General features: G+C 42.8%; 19 protein-coding genes and 2 tRNA genes. 4 read left to right on the top strand and 17 right to left on the bottom strand.

The window, feature by feature from the left end; translation table 11 throughout:
• Positions 1 to 88 precede the first annotated feature (88 nt).
• Both rpoD and E0D70_RS12690 read left to right on the top strand, forming a co-directional pair.
• Positions 89 to 1,930 (top strand): RNA polymerase sigma factor RpoD, encoded by a 1,842-nt coding sequence (rpoD, locus tag E0D70_RS12695; protein WP_133012662.1) that lies wholly within the window; start codon positions 89 to 91, stop codon positions 1,928 to 1,930.
• Between the two features lie 360 nt (positions 1,931 to 2,290).
• The gene (locus E0D70_RS12690; protein WP_133012661.1) at positions 2,291 to 3,697 is read left to right on the top strand and encodes a PhoH family protein; all 1,407 of its coding nucleotides are present in this window, start codon (positions 2,291 to 2,293) and stop codon (positions 3,695 to 3,697) included.
• Positions 3,698 to 3,787: 90 nt separating this feature from the next.
• Here the strand turns inward: E0D70_RS12690 and E0D70_RS12685 are convergent, their stop codons facing one another.
• The 4 genes from E0D70_RS12685 to E0D70_RS12670 form a co-directional block, all read right to left on the bottom strand.
• Entirely contained in the window at positions 3,788 to 4,414 is a 627-nt protein-coding gene (locus E0D70_RS12685) for a bifunctional 4-hydroxy-2-oxoglutarate aldolase/2-dehydro-3-deoxy-phosphogluconate aldolase (RefSeq protein ID WP_133012660.1), read from the bottom strand.
• Positions 4,415 to 4,432: 18 nt separating this feature from the next.
• The gene (gene zwf / locus E0D70_RS12680) at positions 4,433 to 5,908 is read right to left on the bottom strand and encodes a glucose-6-phosphate dehydrogenase (RefSeq protein ID WP_133012659.1); all 1,476 of its coding nucleotides are present in this window, start codon (positions 5,906 to 5,908) and stop codon (positions 4,433 to 4,435) included.
• 21 nt (positions 5,909 to 5,929) lie between these two features.
• Positions 5,930 to 6,904, bottom strand: a complete 975-nt coding sequence (gene glk, locus E0D70_RS12675; protein WP_133012658.1) for a glucokinase — start codon at positions 6,902 to 6,904, stop codon at positions 5,930 to 5,932.
• A 102-nt stretch (positions 6,905 to 7,006) separates the two neighbouring features.
• Positions 7,007 to 8,071, bottom strand: coding sequence for a diguanylate cyclase (locus tag E0D70_RS12670; protein WP_133012657.1), 1,065 nt, complete (start codon positions 8,069 to 8,071; stop codon positions 7,007 to 7,009).
• A gap of 288 nt (positions 8,072 to 8,359) precedes the next feature.
• On the opposite strand from E0D70_RS12670, the gene E0D70_RS12665 reads away from it, so the two are divergent.
• A complete protein-coding gene (locus E0D70_RS12665) occupies positions 8,360 to 8,683 on the top strand; it encodes a hypothetical protein (RefSeq protein WP_133012656.1) in 324 nt (107 codons plus the stop codon).
• A gap of 7 nt (positions 8,684 to 8,690) precedes the next feature.
• On the opposite strand, the gene E0D70_RS12660 is transcribed toward E0D70_RS12665, so the two are convergent.
• Positions 8,691 to 9,725 (bottom strand): DUF3080 family protein, encoded by a 1,035-nt coding sequence (locus tag E0D70_RS12660; protein WP_240537117.1) that lies wholly within the window; start codon positions 9,723 to 9,725, stop codon positions 8,691 to 8,693.
• Between E0D70_RS12660 and E0D70_RS12655 the strand changes: the two genes are divergently transcribed.
• Positions 9,718 to 10,122: an acyl-CoA thioesterase gene (locus E0D70_RS12655; RefSeq protein WP_133012655.1), complete on the top strand. Its 405-nt coding sequence runs from the start codon at positions 9,718 to 9,720 to the stop codon at positions 10,120 to 10,122. The two genes, E0D70_RS12660 and E0D70_RS12655, sit on opposite strands and share 8 nt — an antisense overlap.
• A gap of 69 nt (positions 10,123 to 10,191) precedes the next feature.
• Here the strand turns inward: E0D70_RS12655 and E0D70_RS12650 are convergent, their stop codons facing one another.
• From E0D70_RS12650 to tpiA, 12 genes are all read right to left on the bottom strand, one after another.
• Positions 10,192 to 10,785 carry an LPP20 family lipoprotein gene (locus E0D70_RS12650; protein ID WP_240537115.1) on the bottom strand — a complete coding sequence of 198 codons (594 nt, stop codon included), beginning with the start codon at positions 10,783 to 10,785 and terminating at the stop codon, positions 10,192 to 10,194.
• 114 nt (positions 10,786 to 10,899) lie between these two features.
• Positions 10,900 to 13,008 carry a polyribonucleotide nucleotidyltransferase gene (pnp, locus tag E0D70_RS12645; protein WP_133012654.1) on the bottom strand — a complete coding sequence of 703 codons (2,109 nt, stop codon included), beginning with the start codon at positions 13,006 to 13,008 and terminating at the stop codon, positions 10,900 to 10,902.
• 180 nt (positions 13,009 to 13,188) lie between these two features.
• Complete coding sequence (rpsO, locus tag E0D70_RS12640) at positions 13,189 to 13,458, bottom strand: 30S ribosomal protein S15 (protein WP_133012653.1); 270 nt, start codon at positions 13,456 to 13,458, stop codon at positions 13,189 to 13,191.
• Between the two features lie 108 nt (positions 13,459 to 13,566).
• The gene (gene truB, locus E0D70_RS12635) at positions 13,567 to 14,496 is read right to left on the bottom strand and encodes a tRNA pseudouridine(55) synthase TruB (RefSeq protein WP_133012652.1); all 930 of its coding nucleotides are present in this window, start codon (positions 14,494 to 14,496) and stop codon (positions 13,567 to 13,569) included.
• Between the two features lie 9 nt (positions 14,497 to 14,505).
• Positions 14,506 to 14,895 carry a 30S ribosome-binding factor RbfA gene (gene rbfA, locus E0D70_RS12630; RefSeq protein ID WP_115896791.1) on the bottom strand — a complete coding sequence of 130 codons (390 nt, stop codon included), beginning with the start codon at positions 14,893 to 14,895 and terminating at the stop codon, positions 14,506 to 14,508.
• Between the two features lie 12 nt (positions 14,896 to 14,907).
• Complete coding sequence (infB, locus tag E0D70_RS12625; protein ID WP_133012651.1) at positions 14,908 to 17,472, bottom strand: translation initiation factor IF-2; 2,565 nt, start codon at positions 17,470 to 17,472, stop codon at positions 14,908 to 14,910.
• A gap of 26 nt (positions 17,473 to 17,498) precedes the next feature.
• On the bottom strand, positions 17,499 to 18,989 hold the full coding sequence (gene nusA, locus E0D70_RS12620) for a transcription termination factor NusA (RefSeq protein ID WP_133012650.1): 1,491 nt from the start codon (positions 18,987 to 18,989) through the stop codon (positions 17,499 to 17,501).
• Between the two features lie 28 nt (positions 18,990 to 19,017).
• The gene (gene rimP / locus E0D70_RS12615) at positions 19,018 to 19,479 is read right to left on the bottom strand and encodes a ribosome maturation factor RimP (RefSeq protein ID WP_133012649.1); all 462 of its coding nucleotides are present in this window, start codon (positions 19,477 to 19,479) and stop codon (positions 19,018 to 19,020) included.
• Between the two features lie 200 nt (positions 19,480 to 19,679).
• A tRNA-Met gene (locus E0D70_RS12610) sits at positions 19,680 to 19,756 on the bottom strand.
• A gap of 45 nt (positions 19,757 to 19,801) precedes the next feature.
• Positions 19,802 to 19,888 (bottom strand) — tRNA-Leu (locus E0D70_RS12605).
• A 24-nt stretch (positions 19,889 to 19,912) separates the two neighbouring features.
• On the bottom strand, positions 19,913 to 20,278 hold the full coding sequence (gene secG / locus E0D70_RS12600; RefSeq protein WP_133012648.1) for a preprotein translocase subunit SecG: 366 nt from the start codon (positions 20,276 to 20,278) through the stop codon (positions 19,913 to 19,915).
• A 3-nt stretch (positions 20,279 to 20,281) separates the two neighbouring features.
• Positions 20,282 to 21,034 carry a triose-phosphate isomerase gene (tpiA, locus tag E0D70_RS12595; protein ID WP_133012647.1) on the bottom strand — a complete coding sequence of 251 codons (753 nt, stop codon included), beginning with the start codon at positions 21,032 to 21,034 and terminating at the stop codon, positions 20,282 to 20,284.
• Positions 21,035 to 21,069 lie beyond the last annotated feature (35 nt).

Raw genomic sequence — 21,069 nt, 5'->3', positions numbered from 1 at the left:
AAGACGAATATCTGGATAAAAGCGATTGATTTTGTTATAATCCGCTGCTTGAAAACTCCCAAACGAATTTCTAACGATAGGTTGTCGAATGCCAGACACTCAACAGTCGCGTCTCAAAGAGCTGATCGCTAAAGGTAAAGAACAAGGTTACTTAACCTTTGCAGAAGTAAACGATCACCTTCCTGATGACCTTTCTGACCCAGAGCAAGTAGAAGAAATCATCGCCATGATCAATGACATGGGGATCACAGTTTCGGAAGTTGCTCCAGATAAAGATAGCCTTCTGATGGAAGAAGGCGATTCGACCGATGAAGCCGCCGCTGAAGAAGCTGCGGCAGCATTGGCCGCTGTAGAAGGCGATGTCACTCGCACTACAGATCCTGTCCGAATGTATATGCGCGAAATGGGAACAGTTGAACTACTGACCCGCGCAGGTGAAATCGCCATAGCAAAACGTATCGAAGAAGGTACGCGCGAAGTCATGTCTGCAATTTCTTATTTCCCTGGTGCTGTCGATGTATTACTCGACACCTACGCCAGAGTGAAAGAAGAAGAAGGACGTTTAAGCGATATCTTTAGTGGCTTCATTGATGGGGATGGCGAAGAGCCTGTCTTCGAAGAATTACTCGAAGAAGCGCCTGTCGAAGAAGAAAAAGATAACGCTGATGATGATTCTGACGATGACTCTGACGACGAGGAAGAAGAAGAAACGGATAACGGCCCAGATCCAGAAGAAACGGCGCTTCGTTTTAACGACATCTCTCGTATTTATGAAGAATTAAAAGTATTGCTTGAAACTCGCGACAGACATGATCCTGTTGTAAAAAGCAAGCAAGAAGAACTCAGCATTAGTTTTGCGCCAATCAAACTGGTTCCAAAAATATTCGATGAGTTGGTTAATCGCGTTCGATCTCGCATGGATAAAGTACGCGATCAAGAACGATTAATTATGCAAGTGTGTGTCCGTAAAGCCGGCATGCCTCGAACTGAGTTCTTGAAACGCTTCCCAAGTAATGAAACCAACCCTACTTGGTTACAAGAGCAAATTGACTCAGGTGCAGGATACGCTGCAGGTCTTGTAGAAAACGAAGCTGAATTTATGCGCAGCCAGCGTAAACTTCGTACTGTTTCAAAAGAAACAGGCCTAACGATTGCTCAGCTAAAAGAAATCAATCGCCGTATTTCTATCGGTGAAACTCGCTCTCGCCGTGCCAAGAAAGAAATGGTAGAAGCCAACCTACGCTTGGTTATCTCGATTGCGAAAAAATACACGAACCGTGGTTTACAATTCTTGGACCTTATCCAAGAAGGCAACATTGGCTTAATGAAAGCCGTTGATAAGTTCGAATATCGTCGTGGCTATAAGTTCTCTACTTATGCGACATGGTGGATTCGACAAGCAATCACGCGCTCAATTGCTGACCAAGCACGGACTATTCGTATTCCAGTACACATGATCGAAACCATTAATAAACTGAATCGCATCTCTCGTCAGATGCTTCAGGAAATGGGTCGAGAGGCCACACCAGAAGAGCTTGCTGCTCGCATGGATATGCCGGAAGACAAGATCCGTAAAGTGTTAAAAATTGCGAAAGAACCTATTTCAATGGAAACACCAATCGGTGATGATGAAGATTCTCATCTAGGTGATTTCATTCAAGATGATGGCGCAGAGTCACCAATTGATACAGCAACAATCGAAGGGTTACGTGAATCTACCACCATGGTACTAGCAGGCTTAACCGCTCGCGAAGCCAAGGTATTACGTATGCGCTTCGGTATCGATATGAACACTGACCATACCCTTGAAGAAGTTGGTAAGCAATTTGATGTAACTCGTGAACGAATTCGTCAAATTGAAGCAAAAGCATTACGTAAACTTCGTCACCCTAGCCGTTCAGAGCACCTAAGAAGCTTCTTAGACGAATAATTCATTGTTCTAAATTTTGCTATTAAAAGGCTATTGATCTTATCAATAGCCTTTTTTTATCTTCAATTAATCATAAGAAAAGAAAGCATCTTCTATCAAGCTGTCATAAACTAAAAATACAATCGAGCAAAAGACAGTGAGATTCAGCTTGAATAAACTTTATCGTGATAACAGACACGACAATTTTCTGAACGTTTTTCAGCAAGAAAAACGCTCAACAAAACCTCAACCAAGTGCCTCTAATACAAGCACTCGACATTATTTACGCCTAAATATTTTTTCAAACCCACCAATCAAACACGTACTTTCTAACCAATCAAAACTTCATAACAATTTTTTTGTTCCAAGGAGTAATGCTGTATGGAAAAAATTTACGTTCTAGATACCAATGTACTGCTTCACGACCCTTTAGCAATTTATGCATTTGCAGAGCATAAAGTTGTTATCCCTATGACTGTTCTAGAAGAACTAGACGTCATAAAAGATAGGCGCGATAAGGATGTCAGCAGAGAAGCACGACTCGCTATTAATATCATTGATAAAATGGTGGGTGATGCCTCACCTAAAGAACTACAAAGTGGCGTCCCTATCAAACAAGCGAATCACGCAGGAGACGACGTTTCTGATAAAACCACCGAAGGCTCACTCGCGGTTTTTCCAGATCAGAAAATCACCCACACCGACAACGTTCCCTTTCTTAATGGAAACCATGATCACGCTAATGACAATAGAATAATAAATGTTGCCCTAAGCTTACAAGCAACCAACCCAAGGGCCGCAGTCTGTCTTGTTACCAAAGACATCAACATGAGAATTAAAGCCAAAGGATCAGGTCTAGAGCGTGTTGAAGACTATAGAAAAGACAAAGTGCTTGATGATGTCGACCTAATGAGCAAAGGCTATATTCAATTTCCCAATAGCTTTTGGTCTACCGTTAACAACGTACGAACCGAATCTCATGGACTTCACACAATTCATTTAATTGAAAAATCCAGTATGCCAACCCTTTATCTCAATATGTTTATCATTGACGATGAAGACTTCGTCGGCTTTGTCGTCAACATTGATAAAGACTTCCTCTATATCTTAGACATCAACAAACAAAGCATCATGCACCAAAGCTTTTGGGGGATTAAACCTCGCAACTTAGAGCAAGCCATGGCTTTTTATCTACTACGCCATGACAATTCAGATCTAATGATCATGACTGGCCCCGCCGGATCAGGTAAAACATTACTAGCGCTTGCTTACGGCCTACAAGTCACGATGGAGGAAAAACGCTTTAATAAAATAATTGTGGCCCGCTCAACACCTCCGATGGCGGAAGATATTGGGTTCTTACCAGGTACCGAAGAAGAAAAAATGGCACCATGGCTTGCCGCTTTTGATGATAACCTAGAAATTTTACACGGCGCAGATGAGCATGCCTTTAGCAGCATTGATTACGTCAAACAAAAAGCCAATATCCAGTTTAAATCTCTTAACTTTATGCGCGGACGCTCTTTTAATAATGCACTAATCATTATTGATGAAGCTCAAGGCTTAACCCAGTTTCAATTAAAATCGATTGTTACTAGAGTAGGCAGCAATTCTAAAATCATTGTCCTAGGTAATCTTGCACAAATCGACAACAAATACATCAATCCACTAACATCGGGATTAACCTACCTTGTTGAAAAATGTAAGTCCTTTAAATACGCTAGTGTTATGCACGTTAATGGCATAGAGCGAAGCCGATTGGCAGAGTTTGCCGAAGAAAACCTTTAATCTTGCACTTCATGAAAAATCCTAAGCGATAAAAAAAGGGAAGGCTAATCGCCTTCCCCTTTTCTACACTTTCTACTTACAAAACACTGCCTACTGACTAACCGATTTAGCTAATTCAGTGATTTCTGCCCATTTACCCGCTTTTACTAAATCTGCTGGAACAATCCAAGAACCACCAACACAAAGCACATTTGGTAAAGCAAGGTATTCACGGAAATTATTTGCACCGATACCACCCGTTGGGCAAAATTTAATTTGCGACAAAGGTCCGCCGAATGCTTTCAGCGCTTTCACACCACCATTCACTTCTGCTGGGAAAAACTTGAAGTGGTCATAGCCATACTCCATACCCAAAAGAATATCTGAAATAGTCGCTACAGCAGGCAAGTAAGGAACATCATATTCTTTACCTACTGCTAGTAAATCTGCCGTCATACCTGGGCTGATTATAAATTGCGAACCAGCCTCAACAGCTTGAATATACTGTGCACGTGAGCACACAGTACCAGCTCCAACAATGGCCTCAGGCACTTCTTTTCGCAACGCAGTGATCGCTTCAAGAGCAACAGGAGTACGCAAAGTCACTTCTAAAACCGGAACGCCTCCTGCAACCAAAGCCTTACCAAGCGCAACGGCTTGTTCTACACTGTCTACTACAATAACAGGCACTACTGGTGTCGCTGTCATAACCTCAGCTGAAGTTAATGAAGTCGTCATAATCTATTCCTTCTAAACTTAATAGTCGTGCCAGTTACGGCCATCTTTAATCGGTAATGCCATAGAAGCCGCAGGGCCCCAAGAACCTGAAGCGTATTCTTTTGGACGCTCACTGGTTTGGTTCCACGCTGACATAATGCCATCAACCCACTTCCAAGCGGCTTCCACTTCGTCATAGCGCATAAACAATGTCGCATCATTACGCATTACATCTAAAAGCAAACGCTCATACGCCTCTGGGCTACGTTTATTATGGAAGGCTTCAGTCAAACTTAAGTTCAAATCAACGGGTTGAAGATTCATACCTTCACTCGCGCCAGGCACTTTATTCATGACAGTCAAAGATATTTTTTCTTCTGGCTGAAGACGAATAATAAGCTCGTTGCGTTGCAGCTGACGATTACTTTCATCACTAAAAATACTGTGCGGTACCGTTTTATATTGAATAACAATTTCAGAATAACGCTGACCAAGGCGCTTACCCGTTCTTAGGTAGAAAGGTACGCCAGCCCAACGCCAATTATCAATATCGGCACGTAGAGCAACAAAAGTTTCCGTACGAGATTCTGGGTTACTTCCCTCTTCATCAAAGTAACCAGTTACCTCTTTACCATTAACAACACCTTTAGCGTATTGGCCACGAACTGTTTTCGTGTAAGCATTTGCTCCCTCAATAGGACGCAATGCCTTCAATACTTTAATTTTTTCATCACGAACAGAATCCGCATCCATTCGTCCTGGAGGCTCCATAGCCACAAGGCACAACAGCTGGATAATATGGTTTTGCACCATATCTCGCATCGCACCAGCGTCATCGTAATATCCCCAACGCCCTTCGACACCAACCGTTTCAGACACAGTGATTTGCACGTTATCTATGTGCGCACTATCCCAAAGCGGTTCGAATAAGGTATTGCCAAAACGAATCGCCAACAGGTTCTGTACTGTTTCTTTGCCAAGATAATGGTCAATACGGAACACCTGTTGCTCCGTGAAGTTTTCCATTACTTCGTTGTTGATGGCTCTAGATGAGGCTAGATCACGCCCTAAAGGCTTTTCTAACACAACACGCATACGCTCTTTATTTAAACCATGCGTTGCCAATGAGGAACAAATAGAACCGAATAAACTAGGAGATGTTGCCAAATAGAAAACAACATCACGGTCATCACCACCTACTTTATCGTCATTTAAACGCGAGAAGTCAGATTCTTTCTGCGCATCGACAGACACATAACTTAAACGCGTTTTAAATTGAGACCAGGTCTTATCATCGCCCACGCTTGTAGGAACAAACTCGTCCAGCGCTCCGCGTACTTTATCTTGATAATCTTCTGCACTCATTTCTCGTCGAGAGGCGCCAATAATGCGTGTTGTTGGTGCTAACAATCCATCCATTTCAAGATGGTACAACGCGGGTAACAACTTGCGCATAGCAAGATCACCACCGCCACCGAAGATCACTACATCACAGGCTTTCAAACTTGCCTTCATATTCTTCATTCTCCAACTAGTCTAGGCTTTCGATACAAGATGAGACGCGTAACAAGCGCATCCCATCAGCCCTGGGTATTCAGACAGAACAACAAAGGTCGGAATCGGTGACACAAATTCTTTCATACGACCTTTTTCTTGCATGGCATTACGAAAGCCACTTTTTAGAATTTCATTCACATAACGCGGCACAATCCCGCCGGCAATATACACACCGCCACGAGACTCCACCGATAGCACAAGATCACCAATCACTCGACCTAAGAACACAAAAAACTGCTCTAATGCCGCTTCTGCAATAGGATCATTACCTGCTTTAAGCGCCGCGCCGATTTCTGGCGCTGTTAATCTACGATCGATACTTTGTTTAGCCGCTAACGCCTCGTAGATATTTTCTAACCCCATCCCCGATAAAACGCGCTCTGCCGACACTCGCTTATGACGAGTTCGCAAAAAGCGCAAAATATCATCTTCTTGCTCATTACATGTGGCCAAATCAACATGACCACCTTCACCAGAAAGTACGATATTAGGTCCCACATCCTGCGGCACCACACAAGCAACACCGAGACCGGTTCCAGCCCCTACAACCCAAGATGCTTCTTTTGAATCGACCGTAGACGACTCACCAACAACCACTAAATCGTCCGGCGTAAGCACCTCTAAACAGTGTCCTACAGCATCAAAGTCATTTAATAGTGCCACGGCTTTATGTTCGCCGAAGTAAGATTGCACTTCTGCTCGCGTAAACTGCCAAGAATTATTAGAAAAGCGAATAATAGGTAGGTCCACCGGACCGGCAATCGCAAGCACGATGGCGTCAATATTATCCATATCGACACTACAGCTATTGATGTAATCAGACGCAGCGTCAAAAAAAGTGTTGTAGTCTTTACAGGCAAATACACGAACTTCCTGAGGAATATATTCGTGTATTGGAACAAGAGCAAATCGAGCATTGGTGCCGCCTAAATCGGCGATCAAAGCGTGGGACATAAATGGACCCTATCTGATTTTTTTGAAATTTTATAACAAAATAACACTGAAAAATACCGAAAAGTGGAATTCTGGTGGAATAAAATGTAATAAAATTACATTTTATTTGATTCTATTTAGAAATTTAAAGACTTTTGTTGGCACCAGCCGCTTACGATTATTTTTATAATCATACAATCGTTCATCTGCCAGCTTCAACAGATGCTTATAGCTTGTAGGCGAATCACTGATCACACTAGCACCGCCGTAGCTGATGGTAATAGGTACTAAATTAGACTTATATTTTAGCGGATTAGATTGTAGGTATTCATGAATTGAATCAGCAATCAATAGCGCCTGATCGTAACTCTTTCCTGGCGTCACAAAAACAAATTCATCACCAGCAAAACGAAATGCTAAACCCTGCTTATGCACATATTTTAGCAAACGTTTGGCTATGTATTCCAATACCTCATCACCACAATTGTGGCCTAGCGTATCATTGATTGACTTAAAGGCATCACAGTCGATAAAAACAACGGTCAAATCTCTTTGTTGTTGCTTCGATCGAGAAAATTCACGATCCAACATAAGCTCCAACTGACGACGATTCAACAGCCCTGTCAAAGGGTCTCGCGTGGCCAAATATTCTAGTTTTTCGCGGGCTGTCACATTGCTTAAACAGATAGAGATTTTAATCGCCAACTGATCCAACAAGAAAGTATCTTTCGTCTCGGCATCATAACGAGTAATGTCGGAATCGGCCTGACAAAATAAACCAACCAACTCGCCGTCAATCGTTAATGGAGAAACCGCCATTGACGATATGATATCTCGATAGACAGGAGGAATAATCTCATGACATCCCGCAAGATCGTTATTAACCAATACGGTTTTGTTACTGGACTTAATGATATCAATCATCACATGACGACGAGTAAAAAGCACGCGATCTCTCAAATCCGGCGTTTTCTCTAAAGCTTCAATAAGATGAGATAAAGGGGCTTCATTGATTAAATTCACCCAAACGTAAGGCACGTTAAATTGCTTTTGAACTTCTCGAGTAAGTGTGGAAACAAACTGATCACAACGACCAATAGACAAAATACAACGCTCAATCTCAAAAAACTTAAGCGCAATTCTTTCATTGTGCCTTACATTGTCTATCAGCTCATTAATATCATGCATGTATCAAATGTCCCGACCGCCCTGTGGCGACATATAAAAGTCATAGCCATATTCAAAAAAGCAATTGATCTATATGCATTATAGTACGACGCTTCTAGCTTTTGAGCTATAAATAACATTAAAACAATATCAACCCATTCCAATTATATTCGCCAACCTCAACTTTTCACGAAGATAAAATAAATCGCTAAAGAGTTGTCACTTGAGCAATAAATATTTATTCACTTTTCTCTAACCTATTCACTTAAACGGCCGATAGCGTTAGCAACAGCAGCATGAGAGCGTAACATGAACATTAGAGACGTCGTCCAGACACAGTTAACCCAGAGCAATACGGCTGGCAAACCTGTATCTGGTAATGCTCAATTTGCTTTATTAATGAGCCTATTCAGCCAACCCGGCCCTGCTATCATGGATGCACCTGACACTCGTAGTATTCACGAGCCTCACGCGATTATTCGTCCAATCCAGTTTTCTAGCGGCATTATTGACAATCCATCTGCCAATATCGCTTTGCTCAAGGCATTAAATGAAGAACCCTTAGCGCAAGGTATGCCTTATCAATACAACACAGTAGAAGCACTAGAAAGCCAAATAAATACCCGTATTTAATATCTATCTAACGACCCGTGGTTAAAGCCATATCACAACGATGAAATAACCGACTCCAAGCCTGTGCATGATGCTGAGAAGCAAGCTGATAACGCCCCCAGAGACTTCCCTGCTGCCCCAACGACACTCTAGACAGGTACGAATTCAGTGCGACTGGTAAGGGCTTACCCACTGCTGCTGCTTGTTCAATTAAAGGTAATATTTGATAAGCACTGCCATTTATTCTTGCCATATATGGCTGTATGACCCTAATGTAATGCCGCTCAAACTGTTGTTTAAGGAATACCACTGGAGGCCCACAAACATCGGGCGACAGATTATTTATTGCACTTGATACGGCTTCCAAGAATCGACTCAGTTGCGCCACACTGTAAATCAATTGCCCAGCGTATTCACTGTCGCTTAGTGCTTTAAGATCCCCCTCAAACGCCTTGCCCTTTATTCTGGGTAAAGACGATAACTGCTCACCAACAGCATTAATATCACGCAATGAAGCAAGCAAGGTTTGGTAATGAGATAAGTCATTGTTAAGTGGTATAAAGCCATTAGACAAACTAAAAAAAGCTTGTCCTTCTGCACTATTAAACAGCGCATTAGTAAAAGCCATTGACAGCTCTTTTCGCTTAATCTCAGCAACACTCTTAAGCTTATTTGCCAATTGAGTATTTTCAATAGGACATGACTCAATCGCTCGAATGATATTAATCTCATATAAAAAACGCTGACTGGTAGGCATGACTCGACCTAGTACGCTATTTTTCTTACCGACTAAAAAACCCACGTCACACTGCTGTAATGAGAGAAAATCAAGTATGCTAACGTCAAATTGAGTTAAGGCTTGCTGTCGCTGCTGTAAAGGCGGATACAAATCAGGTGAAACAAAGTCTGGCACGGTAATTTGTATATATTTCGAGCGGGATAGATCATTTACGTAAGCCATTAATAATGACTCTGGCTGATACCGAGAAGTACAGCCATTCAGCATCAGCAAGCAACCCACTGCCAATACGACTTGAGGAAATATACGAATTAATATGAACAAGCTACTAATCCAAAAACGTGAAGAAATTTCTGAAACCCGCGTCGCAAAAATGGTTTTTCCTGGAACCACCAACCACTATGACACACTGTTTGGCGGAATCGCCTTACAATGGATGGACGAAGTTGCTTATATTGCCGCAACCCGTTTTGCGAGGAAACCTGTTGTTACTATTTCTACTGAACAAATAAATTTCACACAACCTATTCCTTCAGGTATTTTAATTGAACTGGTTGCTCGTGTTGTTAATGTCGGTAGGACATCTTTAAAAGTAGAAGTCTCTATATTTCTGGAGGCATTAGACAGCGATAAACGTACCAGAGCAATTACCGGGCATTTCAACTTTGTCGCAATTGACGCAAATAAAAAACCCACTCCAATTTTCCCTGAAGACGAATAAACGAAATCTAGCATCTAAAGATAAGTAAGAAGAAAGCTTATGCTTTCTCCTTACTTATCGCTTATGACGTTACTGAACTTTTTGTTTCGCTATTTCTGTTGCTAGCTCATCAAAGCTCTTTTTTGCTTGTAATTTCTGATAAATAGCCTGGTTATTTTTCATTGAAGTTCGCAAAATATCTGCTGATATATTTTCTGTTTGTTTAGGATCTAAACCAACTAATACCACCAAACCGCCACTTGGCGTTGGTAACTGACGCAATACGCGCGACCCTACAAGCGTTTGTTCTGTCACTTGTTTAGTCACAACACTGTTTACACGGTCAACGCTTTCAGCATCACCAGCTCCCGTCGTTTCAACGTATTGTTTCACCATGTTTTGCAAGTTTAAACTCAACACTTGAGCCAGCTCAACACGCGCTGCGGTTGCCGCCATTTGTTTCATATAATTTGGTCCAGCGGCTGATTTTTCACTATAACCAACAGCAGAGAGTTCAACACCTTCAACTGGCGCACCACAAACCCACTGAGGCGCTGCTTTATTGGAACCATCTGCAAACACACAGTCAGGCACAGGCTCGGCTTTATTAAGTACTTCTTTTGAACTACATGCGACCAATAACAACGCCACTGCTGCAACACCAAGTAACTTAAGCTTCATCATAACTTCACTCTCATATAAATAGTTTAGATTCTTTGTATAGTAGACGAATTCATATTATAAAAACAAAAAAAGGTGCCAGAAGGCACCTTTTTTAAACGTTATTACCAAACTAACTTATTCAGTAAAGTTCGCTTTTTCTTCTTCAGTAACGTCTTTCATAGACAATTTAATACGACCGCGCGCATCAACATCTAGTACTTTAACAATGACGTCTTGGCCTTCAGACAAAAAGTCTGAAACAGCGCGAATACGCTCTTCTGCGATTTGAGAAATATGAACCAAACCATCTTTACCAGGAAGAATGTTCACGAACGCACCGAATTCAGCAAGACGAACCACTTTACCTTTGTAAAGTTTTTCGATTTCTGCTTCTGCAGTGATTTCATGGATCTTCAATAAAGCCGCATCAGACGCCGCTTTATCCGCAGCATAAATACGTACTGTACCATCATCATCTAGATCGATGGAGGCGCCCGTTTGTTCAGTAATGGAACGAATCATCGCACCACCTTTACCGATTACATCACGGATTTTTTCTGGATCAATTTTGATCGTTGCCATAGATGGCGCATTTGGAGAAACTTCAGGACGCGCATAACCAATAACAACAGCCATTTCACGCAAAATGTGTTTACGCGCTTCCATTGCTTGAGTTAATGCGATATCCATGATTTCTTCATTGATACCTTCGATTTTAATGTCCATTTGAAGTGCAGTAATACCTTCTTCGGTACCCGCTACTTTAAAGTCCATATCGCCAAGATGATCTTCATCACCTAAGATATCAGTCAATACTGCAAAGCCGTCGTCTTCTTTAATAAGACCCATTGCAATACCAGCAACCGGTGCTTTAAGAGGAACACCAGCGTCCATCATAGACAAAGACGCACCACAAACAGAAGCCATTGAGCTTGAACCGTTTGATTCAGTGATCTCAGACACGATACGAATTGTGTATGGGAATTCATCTTCAGAAGGCAATACCGCTTGAACACCACGACGTGCTAGACGACCGTGACCGATTTCACGACGACCAACGCCACCCATACGACCACATTCACCTACAGAGTATGGAGGGAAGTTGTAATGCAACATGAAGCTGTCTTTGTTTTCGCCAGCTAGACCATCAGACATTTGGGCATCACGGCTAGTACCTAGAGTACAAGTCGCAATCGCCTGAGTTTCACCACGTGTAAACAAAGCAGAACCGTGAGTTTTGCTCAACAAACCAACTTCAACGTTGATTGGACGAACAGTTTTGTTGTCACGACCATCGATACGAGGCTGACCGTCAATAACACGACGACGAACAGTGCGTTTTTCAAGTTTAGAGAAAGCGCCTGTCACATCAGATTCAGAGAACTCGCCTTCTTCGGTAACCAAGGCAGCGACTGCAGCAGCACGAACTTCACCAAGTTTAGCGTAGCGTGCCATTTTTTCGCTGATGCCATAAGCTTCTTCAATTTGAGCTGCGTAGCCTGATGCTAGCGCCTCAGTCAAAGTGGCGTTAACAGCTTCCGCTTCCCATTCCCAACGAGGTTTAGCACACTCAGCAGCGAATTCAGTGATAGCAGAAATAGCAGATTGCATTTCTTTATGAGCATAAAGAACCGCACCTAACATTTCGTCTTCTGTTAGCTCTTGAGCTTCAGATTCAACCATTAGGACAGCGTCTTTTGTACCCGCAACAACCATGTCTAGCAAAGAACCATCTAGATCAGAGTAGCTTGGGTTAAGGATATAACCAGACTCATCGTTAAAACCAACGCGCGCTGCACCGATAGGACCATTGAATGGAATACCAGAAATTGTCAATGCGGCAGACGTTGCCAACATAGCCGCGATGTCAGCGTCTAAGTTAGTGTTTGTTGACATAACCATACAAACAACCTGAACTTCGTTCATGTAACCTTTTGGAAACAATGGACGAATTGGACGGTCGATCAGACGAGAAGTCAGTGTTTCTTTTTCAGAAGGACGACCTTCACGCTTTAAGAAACCACCTGGAATTTTACCAACTGCATAAGCACGCTCTTGGTAATGAACAGACAATGGGAAAAAGTCTTGACCCGGTTTAGCTGTTTTTGAACCAACAACAGTGGCTAAAACTTGCGCATCACCGATAGTACAAAGAACAGCACCGGTTGCTTGACGAGCAATGCGGCCTGTTTCTAAAGTTACGGTATCGTTACCGAACTGGAAAGTTTTTGTCGTAATACTCACACGTATTCCTTTTCATTAAAAAAATTACTTTCTCCCAAAGATCTTCTTTTAAAGCCAGTACTCATATGCACTCTTGTCGTCTTGTTTTCTCGTAACAAGAAAAATACATATGAAGTACAGGCTGTCCCTTGGGAGACCAATAAAAAAAGGGCCATAATAACTTATGGCCCTTCCTCAGTCTTAGCGACGCAGACCTAGTTTTTTGATCAAACTAGTGTAACGTGCAGCGTCTTTACGCTTAAGGTAATCCAACAATTTACGACGTTGGTTTACCATGCGAATTAGACCGCGACGAGAATGGTGGTCATGGATATGAGTTTTAAAGTGACCTTGAAGACCTTCGATGTTCTTAGTCAACAATGCTACTTGAACTTCAGGAGAACCAGTGTCGCCTTCCGCTACTTGAAACTCTTTAACCAATGCTGCTTTTGATACTGCAGTTAATGCCATAATCTATAACTCCAAATTAATATGCTATAAAAAATAAAGGGAAGCCGAGCATATTTTCAGTCACCCTATAGCCAGCAAGTTTAACACTCTTTTTAGCAGAACTCACTGCTATTTATTCGCGCTCTCGCTGGTATTTAATAGACGCTGTGGGCGAATATTTGTCTCTTTGATTTTACCCAATCCAAGGAAATCTTGACTGTCCTGATCGTAGAGTCTCACCAAGCAGCCTTCCTCTAATGAGATAGGGCTAGAAACAGTACGACCGAACAACATATCCTTCGTATCAAGGGTAGGTAGTTCTATGCGTTCTAAGTACTCAACCGCCGAATCCATTGGCATTAAGTAAGCATCAAGCGCGGCTTCACCCTGCTCTGCAATCGCCTCAAACTCTTCAAGGGTTAACATTCCTTCTGGGGAATATCCCGCCGTTGAGATGCGATGCAAAGACTTCAAGTGCGCGCCGCAACCTAACGCTTCACCAATGTCTTCGCCAATCGTTCTAATATAGGTTCCTTTAGAACACTGAATATCCAAGGTCAGCGAATCTTCCGTTCTTGACACTAAAGTCAGATCAGAAATAGTCACTTTCCTACGTTTGCGTTCGATGACAATGCCTTTGCGAGCATATTCATACAAAGGTTTGCCTTCGTGCTTTAGCGCAGAATACATTGGGGGAATTTGTTCTATGTCACCACGAAAACGATCCAGTACAGACTCAATCGCCTCTTCCGTTAAATCCGGAATGGGTTCCTCGGTCAGCACGTCGCCTTCACGATCTCCCGTTGTGGTTCTTTTGCCAAGCTGGATGCAGGTTAGATAACGCTTATTAGCGTCTAAAAGGAACTGCGAAAATTTCGTCGCCTCTCCCAGACACAAAGGCAACATTCCTGTTGCCAATGGATCTAAAGCGCCTGTATGGCCTGCTTTAGCTGCCCGGTACAAACGACGAACTCGCTGTAACGCCTGATTTGAACTTAAACCGATGGGCTTGTTCAGTAGTACAATACCGTCTACTGAACGCCATTTTGTTTTAGACATACCGACCAATTACTCGCTTTCGTTACCGTTTTTTGCTTCATCATCACGAATTACTTCGTCAATCAGAGCAGACATTCGTGAACCATTGACCACACTCTGGTCATAATGGAAGCGCAAATGTGGCATCACTCGAAGTTTTACTTCTTTTGCCAAACGGCCTCGTAAGAAACCTTTTGCACTGTCTAGCGCTTCTTGATTTTCAGCCAATACTTCTGGCTGATCGTCTTTGCCCAAAACAGTGTAATAAATGTCCGCATAGCCCAAATCTTTGGCTACACGCACTTCGTTGATAGTAACCAACCCTAAACGTGGGTCTTTTACTTCAAACTGGATCAAGGACGCCAGCTCCTTTTGGAGCTGGTCACCAATCCGACTAGTACGACTAAATTCGCCTGCCATGATTTTGCCCTATTAAAGAGTACGCGCAACTTCGACGGTTTCAAAAACCTCGATTTTATCGCCTACCTTAACATCGTTGTAGTTCTTCACACCGATACCACATTCCATGCCTTTGCTGACTTCGTTAACCACATCTTTGAAGCGGCGAAGAGACTCAAGTTCCCCTTCGTAAATAACAACATCATCACGCAATACACGAATTTGCTTGTTACGGTATACCGTACCTTCGACAACCATACAGCCAGCAATCAAGCCGAACTTAGGCGAGCGGAATACATCACGCACTTCCGCAGTACCTTGGATATCTTCACGAAGATCAGGAGACAACATGCCAGACAAAGCTGATTTCACATCATCGATAATATTATAGATAATGCTGTAATAACGAAGATCAATGCTTTCACGTTCAATGAACTGTTTAGCAGATGTATCTGCACGAACGTTGAAACCAAAGATAACCGCATCAGAAGCAAGTGCTAATGTTGCATCTGTTTCAGTAATACCACCAACGCCGCTAGAAACAACGTTTACTTGCACTTCATCTGTATTCAAATCAGTCAATGACTTGATCAAGGCTTCCAAAGAACCACGCACATCGGCTTTAAGCACAACGTTAAGCGTACGAACTTCGTCTTTACCCATTTCAGAGAACAAGTTCTCTAATTTCGCAGAATACTGACGAGCAAAGCGAACTTCGCGGTATTTGCCTTGACGGAAGTTAGCGACTTCACGCGCTTTACGCTCATCCGCAACAACGATGAATTCTTCACCGGCTTCTGGCGTGCCGTCTAGACCCAATATTTCAACAGGAATAGAAGGACCCGCACTTTCAATTGCTTCGCCATTTTCGTCCAACAAGGCACGAACACGTCCCATTTGTAGACCAGCTAAAACAACATCGCCTTTGCGTAAAGTACCGTTCTGAACCAACAAAGTAGCAACAGAACCGCGACCGCGATCAAGACGAGACTCAACCACAACACCTTTACCAGGAGAACTAGGTACGGCTGTTAATTCAAGTACTTCAGCTTGTAATAGAACCGCTTCTAAAAGCGCTTCAATACCTTCACCAGACTTAGCAGATACACCGATAAATTGAACGTCACCGCCCCATTCTTCAGGAACCACTTCTTGCGCAACTAATTCGTTCTTAACACGATCGATGTCAACGCCTTCTTTATCGATCTTAGTCATAGCGACAACCATAGGAACGTTAGCAGCACGAGCATGCTGAATCGCTTCAATAGTTTGTGGCATAACACCATCGTCAGCGGCACAAACTAGGATAACGATATCCGTAGATTTCGCACCACGTGCACGCATGGAAGTAAATGCAGCGTGTCCAGGTGTATCTAGAAAACTGATCATGCCATGTGGTGTTTCAACGTGGTAAGCACCGATATGCTGTGTAATACCACCAGATTCGCCTGCCGCAACACGAGTTGTACGAATGTAATCAAGTAGAGACGTTTTACCGTGATCTACGTGACCCATTACCGTTACAACTGGCGCACGTTTGATCGCTTCACCTTCGTAATCGATCGCTTCAATCATGTCGTTTTCAACGGCATTTTCATCGATGTACTTAACGGTGTGACCCATTTCTTCAACGATCAATGTTGCTGTATCGCGGTCAATAGTTTGATTTATAGTCGCCATGGCGCCCATTTTAAACAAAACCTTGATCACTTCAGCCGCTTTAACTGTCATTTTTTCAGCAAGCTCTGCAACCGTAATACTTTCCGGTAGAGCAACTTCATGGATTTTAGCAACTGTCGGTCGTTGGAAACCGTGCTCTTGTTTAGAAGGTTTTTTCCCCTTACGACCAAGCTTGCCACGACGCGCATAGTCATCGTCGCCATTCACATTCACACGTGAGCGCTTATTGTCTGAGGCGTTACGGCCTCGAGGTTTGTTTTCACCCTCTTGACGAGGTGCTCCTTTTTTACCTTTAGGCGCAACTGGCGATTTTTTATTATCCATCGCTGGTTGAGACGTTTTTTTCGTCACTTTAGGCTGTTTTGGTGCTTCCACGGGTTCTGCCGCTCCTATACCGGAGTTTTTCTGCTCCGTATCGTTTTGCACATCAACATTTGAAGGTGTATTTTTTACAGCCTCCTGACGTGCTTTTTCTTCGGCTTCAGCGTTAGCTTTTGCCGCCTTCTCTGCTTCAAGTTTACGTTCAGCTTCGAGACGAGCTTGTTCTTCGGCCTCTATACGCGCCTGCTCTGCCGCCTGACTTTGCGCTAGAACTTCTTGTTGCTTCTGAAGCTCTTCATCGCCGTCGCTGCGTTTCACATAAGTACGCTTTTTCTTAACTGCAACATTTACTGCTTTACCACCGTCATTACGAGATAAAGTGCTGGTTTTTTTGCGCTGCAATGTAATGCGCTGCGCCCCATCATCTTCGTCACCATGTTGGCGTTTTAAGTAGTTTAACAGTATTTGCTTTTCAACATCAGAGACTTCTTGACTTTCACTCTTTTGAGGAAGGCCAGCGTCTTTCATCTGAGCTAGTAGCTTATCGATTGGCGTTTTCACCAATTCGGATAGTATCTTTACGGTTTGAACTGTCATTAAGTTCCCCCTTATGTACTCAGATTTTATTCAGATTCAGCAAACCAAGGTGCTCGAGCGGTTAAGATCAAAGTCCCTGCTCGTTCTGCTGTCATGTCGTCAATGTCCAATAGTTCATCAACAGATTGCTCAGCAAGATCTTCCATTGTGATCACGCCTTTAGACGCAAGCACAAGAGCAAGATGGTTATCCATACCGTCCATCTCCAACAAGTCAGCTGCTGGCTTAGCACCATCCAACTGTTCTTGCGCTTGAAGCGCTTTGTTTAACAAGGCTTCTTTTGCTCGAGATCGCAGTTCGTTCACTAAATCTTCATCAAATCCGTCGATGTCTAACATTTCTTCCATTGGGACGTACGCAACTTCCTCTAAGGAAGTAAATCCCTCTTCAACCATTTGAATCGCCAAATCGTCGTCAATTTCCAAGCCTTCAACAAACAAGTCGATCAACTTCTGCGATTCTTCCTGCTGTTTCGCCTCAGCATCTTCGCTGGTCATCACATTCAAAGACCAACCAGTCAATGTAGACGCTAGACGAACATTTTGGCCATTTCGACCAATGGCTTGCGCAAGATTGTCACTTTTAACAGCAACATCCATAGAGTGCGCATCTTCATCAATGACAATAGAGTCAACTTCAGCAGGTGACATAGCATTGATGACTAATTGAGCTGGATTATCATCCCAAAGAACAATATCAACTCTTTCTCCATTCATTTCATTTGATACCGCTTGCACTCGAGCGCCACGCATACCAACACAAGCACCAATAGGATCAATACGGCGATCATTGGTTTTTACTGCAATTTTTGCACGTAGACCTGGGTCACGAGCAGCGCCGCGAATTTCAATCATTTCTTCAGAAATTTCTGGCACTTCTAATCGAAACAACTCAATCATGAACGCTGGTGAATTACGCGACAAAATCAATTGAGGGCCGCGACTATCTTCGCGAATCTCAAGTAATAATGCACGAACCCGATCATTCATACGGAAAGTTTCACGCGAAATAAGCTGATCTTTTGGCAACGCCGCTTCCGCATTTTCACCAAGATCAATAATCAAACTTTCACGAGTCACTTTCTTCACTTGACCATGAACAAGCTTGCCTACTTTCTCAGCATAACGAGCGACGACTTTAGCGCGCTCAGCTTCGCGTACTTTTTGCACGATCACTTGTTTTGCTGTTTGCGCAGCAATACGTCCAAACTCTTCGGACTCTACTTCTTCTTCGTAGATTTCACCAATGCCAACTCCAAGATTTTGCTCTTCAGAGTCGTCTATTGTTAATTCTAAAGCCGGTGTTGAATAGTCTTCATCAGCAACAATATTCCATTGACGGTATGTTTTATAATCACCTGTACGTTGATCAATAGAAACACGAATAACGGCGTCTTCTTCAAAACGACGTTTGGCAGCACTAGCTAAAGCAATTTCAACGGCTTCGAAAATAACTTGTTTCGGAACGTCTTTCTCGTTGGAAACTGCTTCTACTACCAAAAGAATCTCTTTGCTCATCCTTTTAGCCTCTCTTCAAGGTTAATTTTTAAAATTGTGGAACAACATTTGCCTTTTCGATCAAGTCGATTGGCAATAGGTATTCTTCTTGGTCAACACGGATAACGATATCGTCATTTTCGATACCCATTAACTGTCCTTTAAATTTACGTCGTCCATCAAAAGGGACACGCAAACGCAGAGAAACAATCGATCCGACATAAGCCTGATATTGAATTAGATCAAACAAGGGACGATCTAAACCAGGTGAAGATACTTCTAAGTTATATTCCCCTGTTATTGGGTCCTCAACGTCTAGGATAGAGCTGACTTGTCGGCTGACTTGAGCACAATCCTCTACATCTATCCCTTTCTCGGCTTCGGTTTCGATAAAAATGCGTAGCACAGAATCTTTACCCTGCGATAAATACTCCATCCCCCAAAATTGAAACCCCAAACCTTCTACGACAGGTCGGATTAGTTCTTCTAAAATCGTATATTTCGCTGACAATCGCTCTCTCCGAAACGGTATATTCTTAATTATGCAGAAACAAAAAACGGGCTCGAGGCCCATTTCCATTTATAACCAGTCACAGTCCAGATAACAAAAAACCCCATATAGGGGTCCTTAACGCTCGACTTAATAGGATCTTAAGAGAGCAACCATCCGTAAATGGTTTGTTATTCCTAAACACAATACTGAATAAAAATTGGTTGCGGAGGCTGGATTCGAACCAACGACCTTCGGGTTATGAGCCCGACGAGCTACCAGACTGCTCCACCCCGCGACAAACTAACGACACTATACAGGAATTATAGCATCAACTCAATATTGGTACCGATGGCCGGACTCGAACCGGCACAGCCTACAGGCCACCACCCCCTCAAGGTGGCGTGTCTACCAATTCCACCACATCGGCATAAACACACTACTTTCTAATTTACTATTTAGTACTTGGTAAATCAGAATTAGTATTTGAGGTTTTTTTCGTATCATCGCCTAATTTAGGCATATCAACTGCATCATGAACTTGAGCTGCTACTGGAGCCAGGTCAAGTGCACCTGAAACGCCCTTTGCTTTTTCACTAGCAAAATAAGCTAAGCCAAAACTTGTTAAGAAAAATACTAACGCAAACACAGCTGTCATACGACCAAAGAAACTACTATTACCTTGGCTACCAAATACGGTTTGAGAAGCGCCGCCACCAAAAGAGGCGCCAGCATCCGCACCTTTACCTTGTTGCAACAATACTAGGGCGATAATGATAACCGCAGCCAATACATGCAAAACTAAAACAAGTGCTTCCATTAATTAACCTGCCGCTTTTACTATTTCTAAAAATTCTTCTGCATCAAGCGATGCACCACCAACCAACGCACCATCTATATCCGGCATAGCAAACAAAGCATGGCTAGTTGATGCTTTTACACTGCCGCCATATAAAATCTGAACACGCTGAGCAATAGACTCTGAGGACTTAGCTATAAAAGACCTAATCCCACAATGCACTTCTTGCGCCTGTTCCGGTGTCGCTGATAATCCTGTTCCAATCGCCCATACTGGTTCATAAGCAATTACGATATTATTAAACGCCTCGATACCAACCAAATCTAAAACTGCCTGAATTTGCTTTTCGCAAATTGACAATGTCTGGCCAGACTCACGCTCTTCCAATGTTTCGCCGATGCAAAGCATTGGAGTAAAATTTTTCTTTAGCAAGGATTGCACTTTTAACGCTACGATACTGTCCGTTTCACCATAAATGGAACGACGTTCGGAGTGCCCAACTAGTACATACTTAACATCGAAATCCTGCAACATAGCCGCAGACACTTCACCAGTAAAAGCACCGCTTTCCTTTTCACTGACATTTTGCGCAGCAAGCTTGATTAAATCGCTATTCCCGCACAAAGTAGAAAATAAATGCAAATAAGGAAATGAAGGGAATACAACCATTTCTGAGTTAGATTGATCTGCCTTAAGTAGACCGTCTACAAGATTTTTAATTGACTCAGCTGAGCCATTCATCTTCCAGTTACCAGCAACTATTTTTTGGCGAATCATAACCTAACCCTTAAATTCGAGGCGCCCATTCTATG

Origin of the sequence: Marinomonas flavescens, assembly GCF_004352835.1 — a bacterium.
Taxonomy (GTDB): domain Bacteria; phylum Pseudomonadota; class Gammaproteobacteria; order Pseudomonadales; family Marinomonadaceae; genus Marinomonas; species Marinomonas flavescens.
This window is presented reverse-complemented; position numbering and strand designations above follow the sequence as displayed.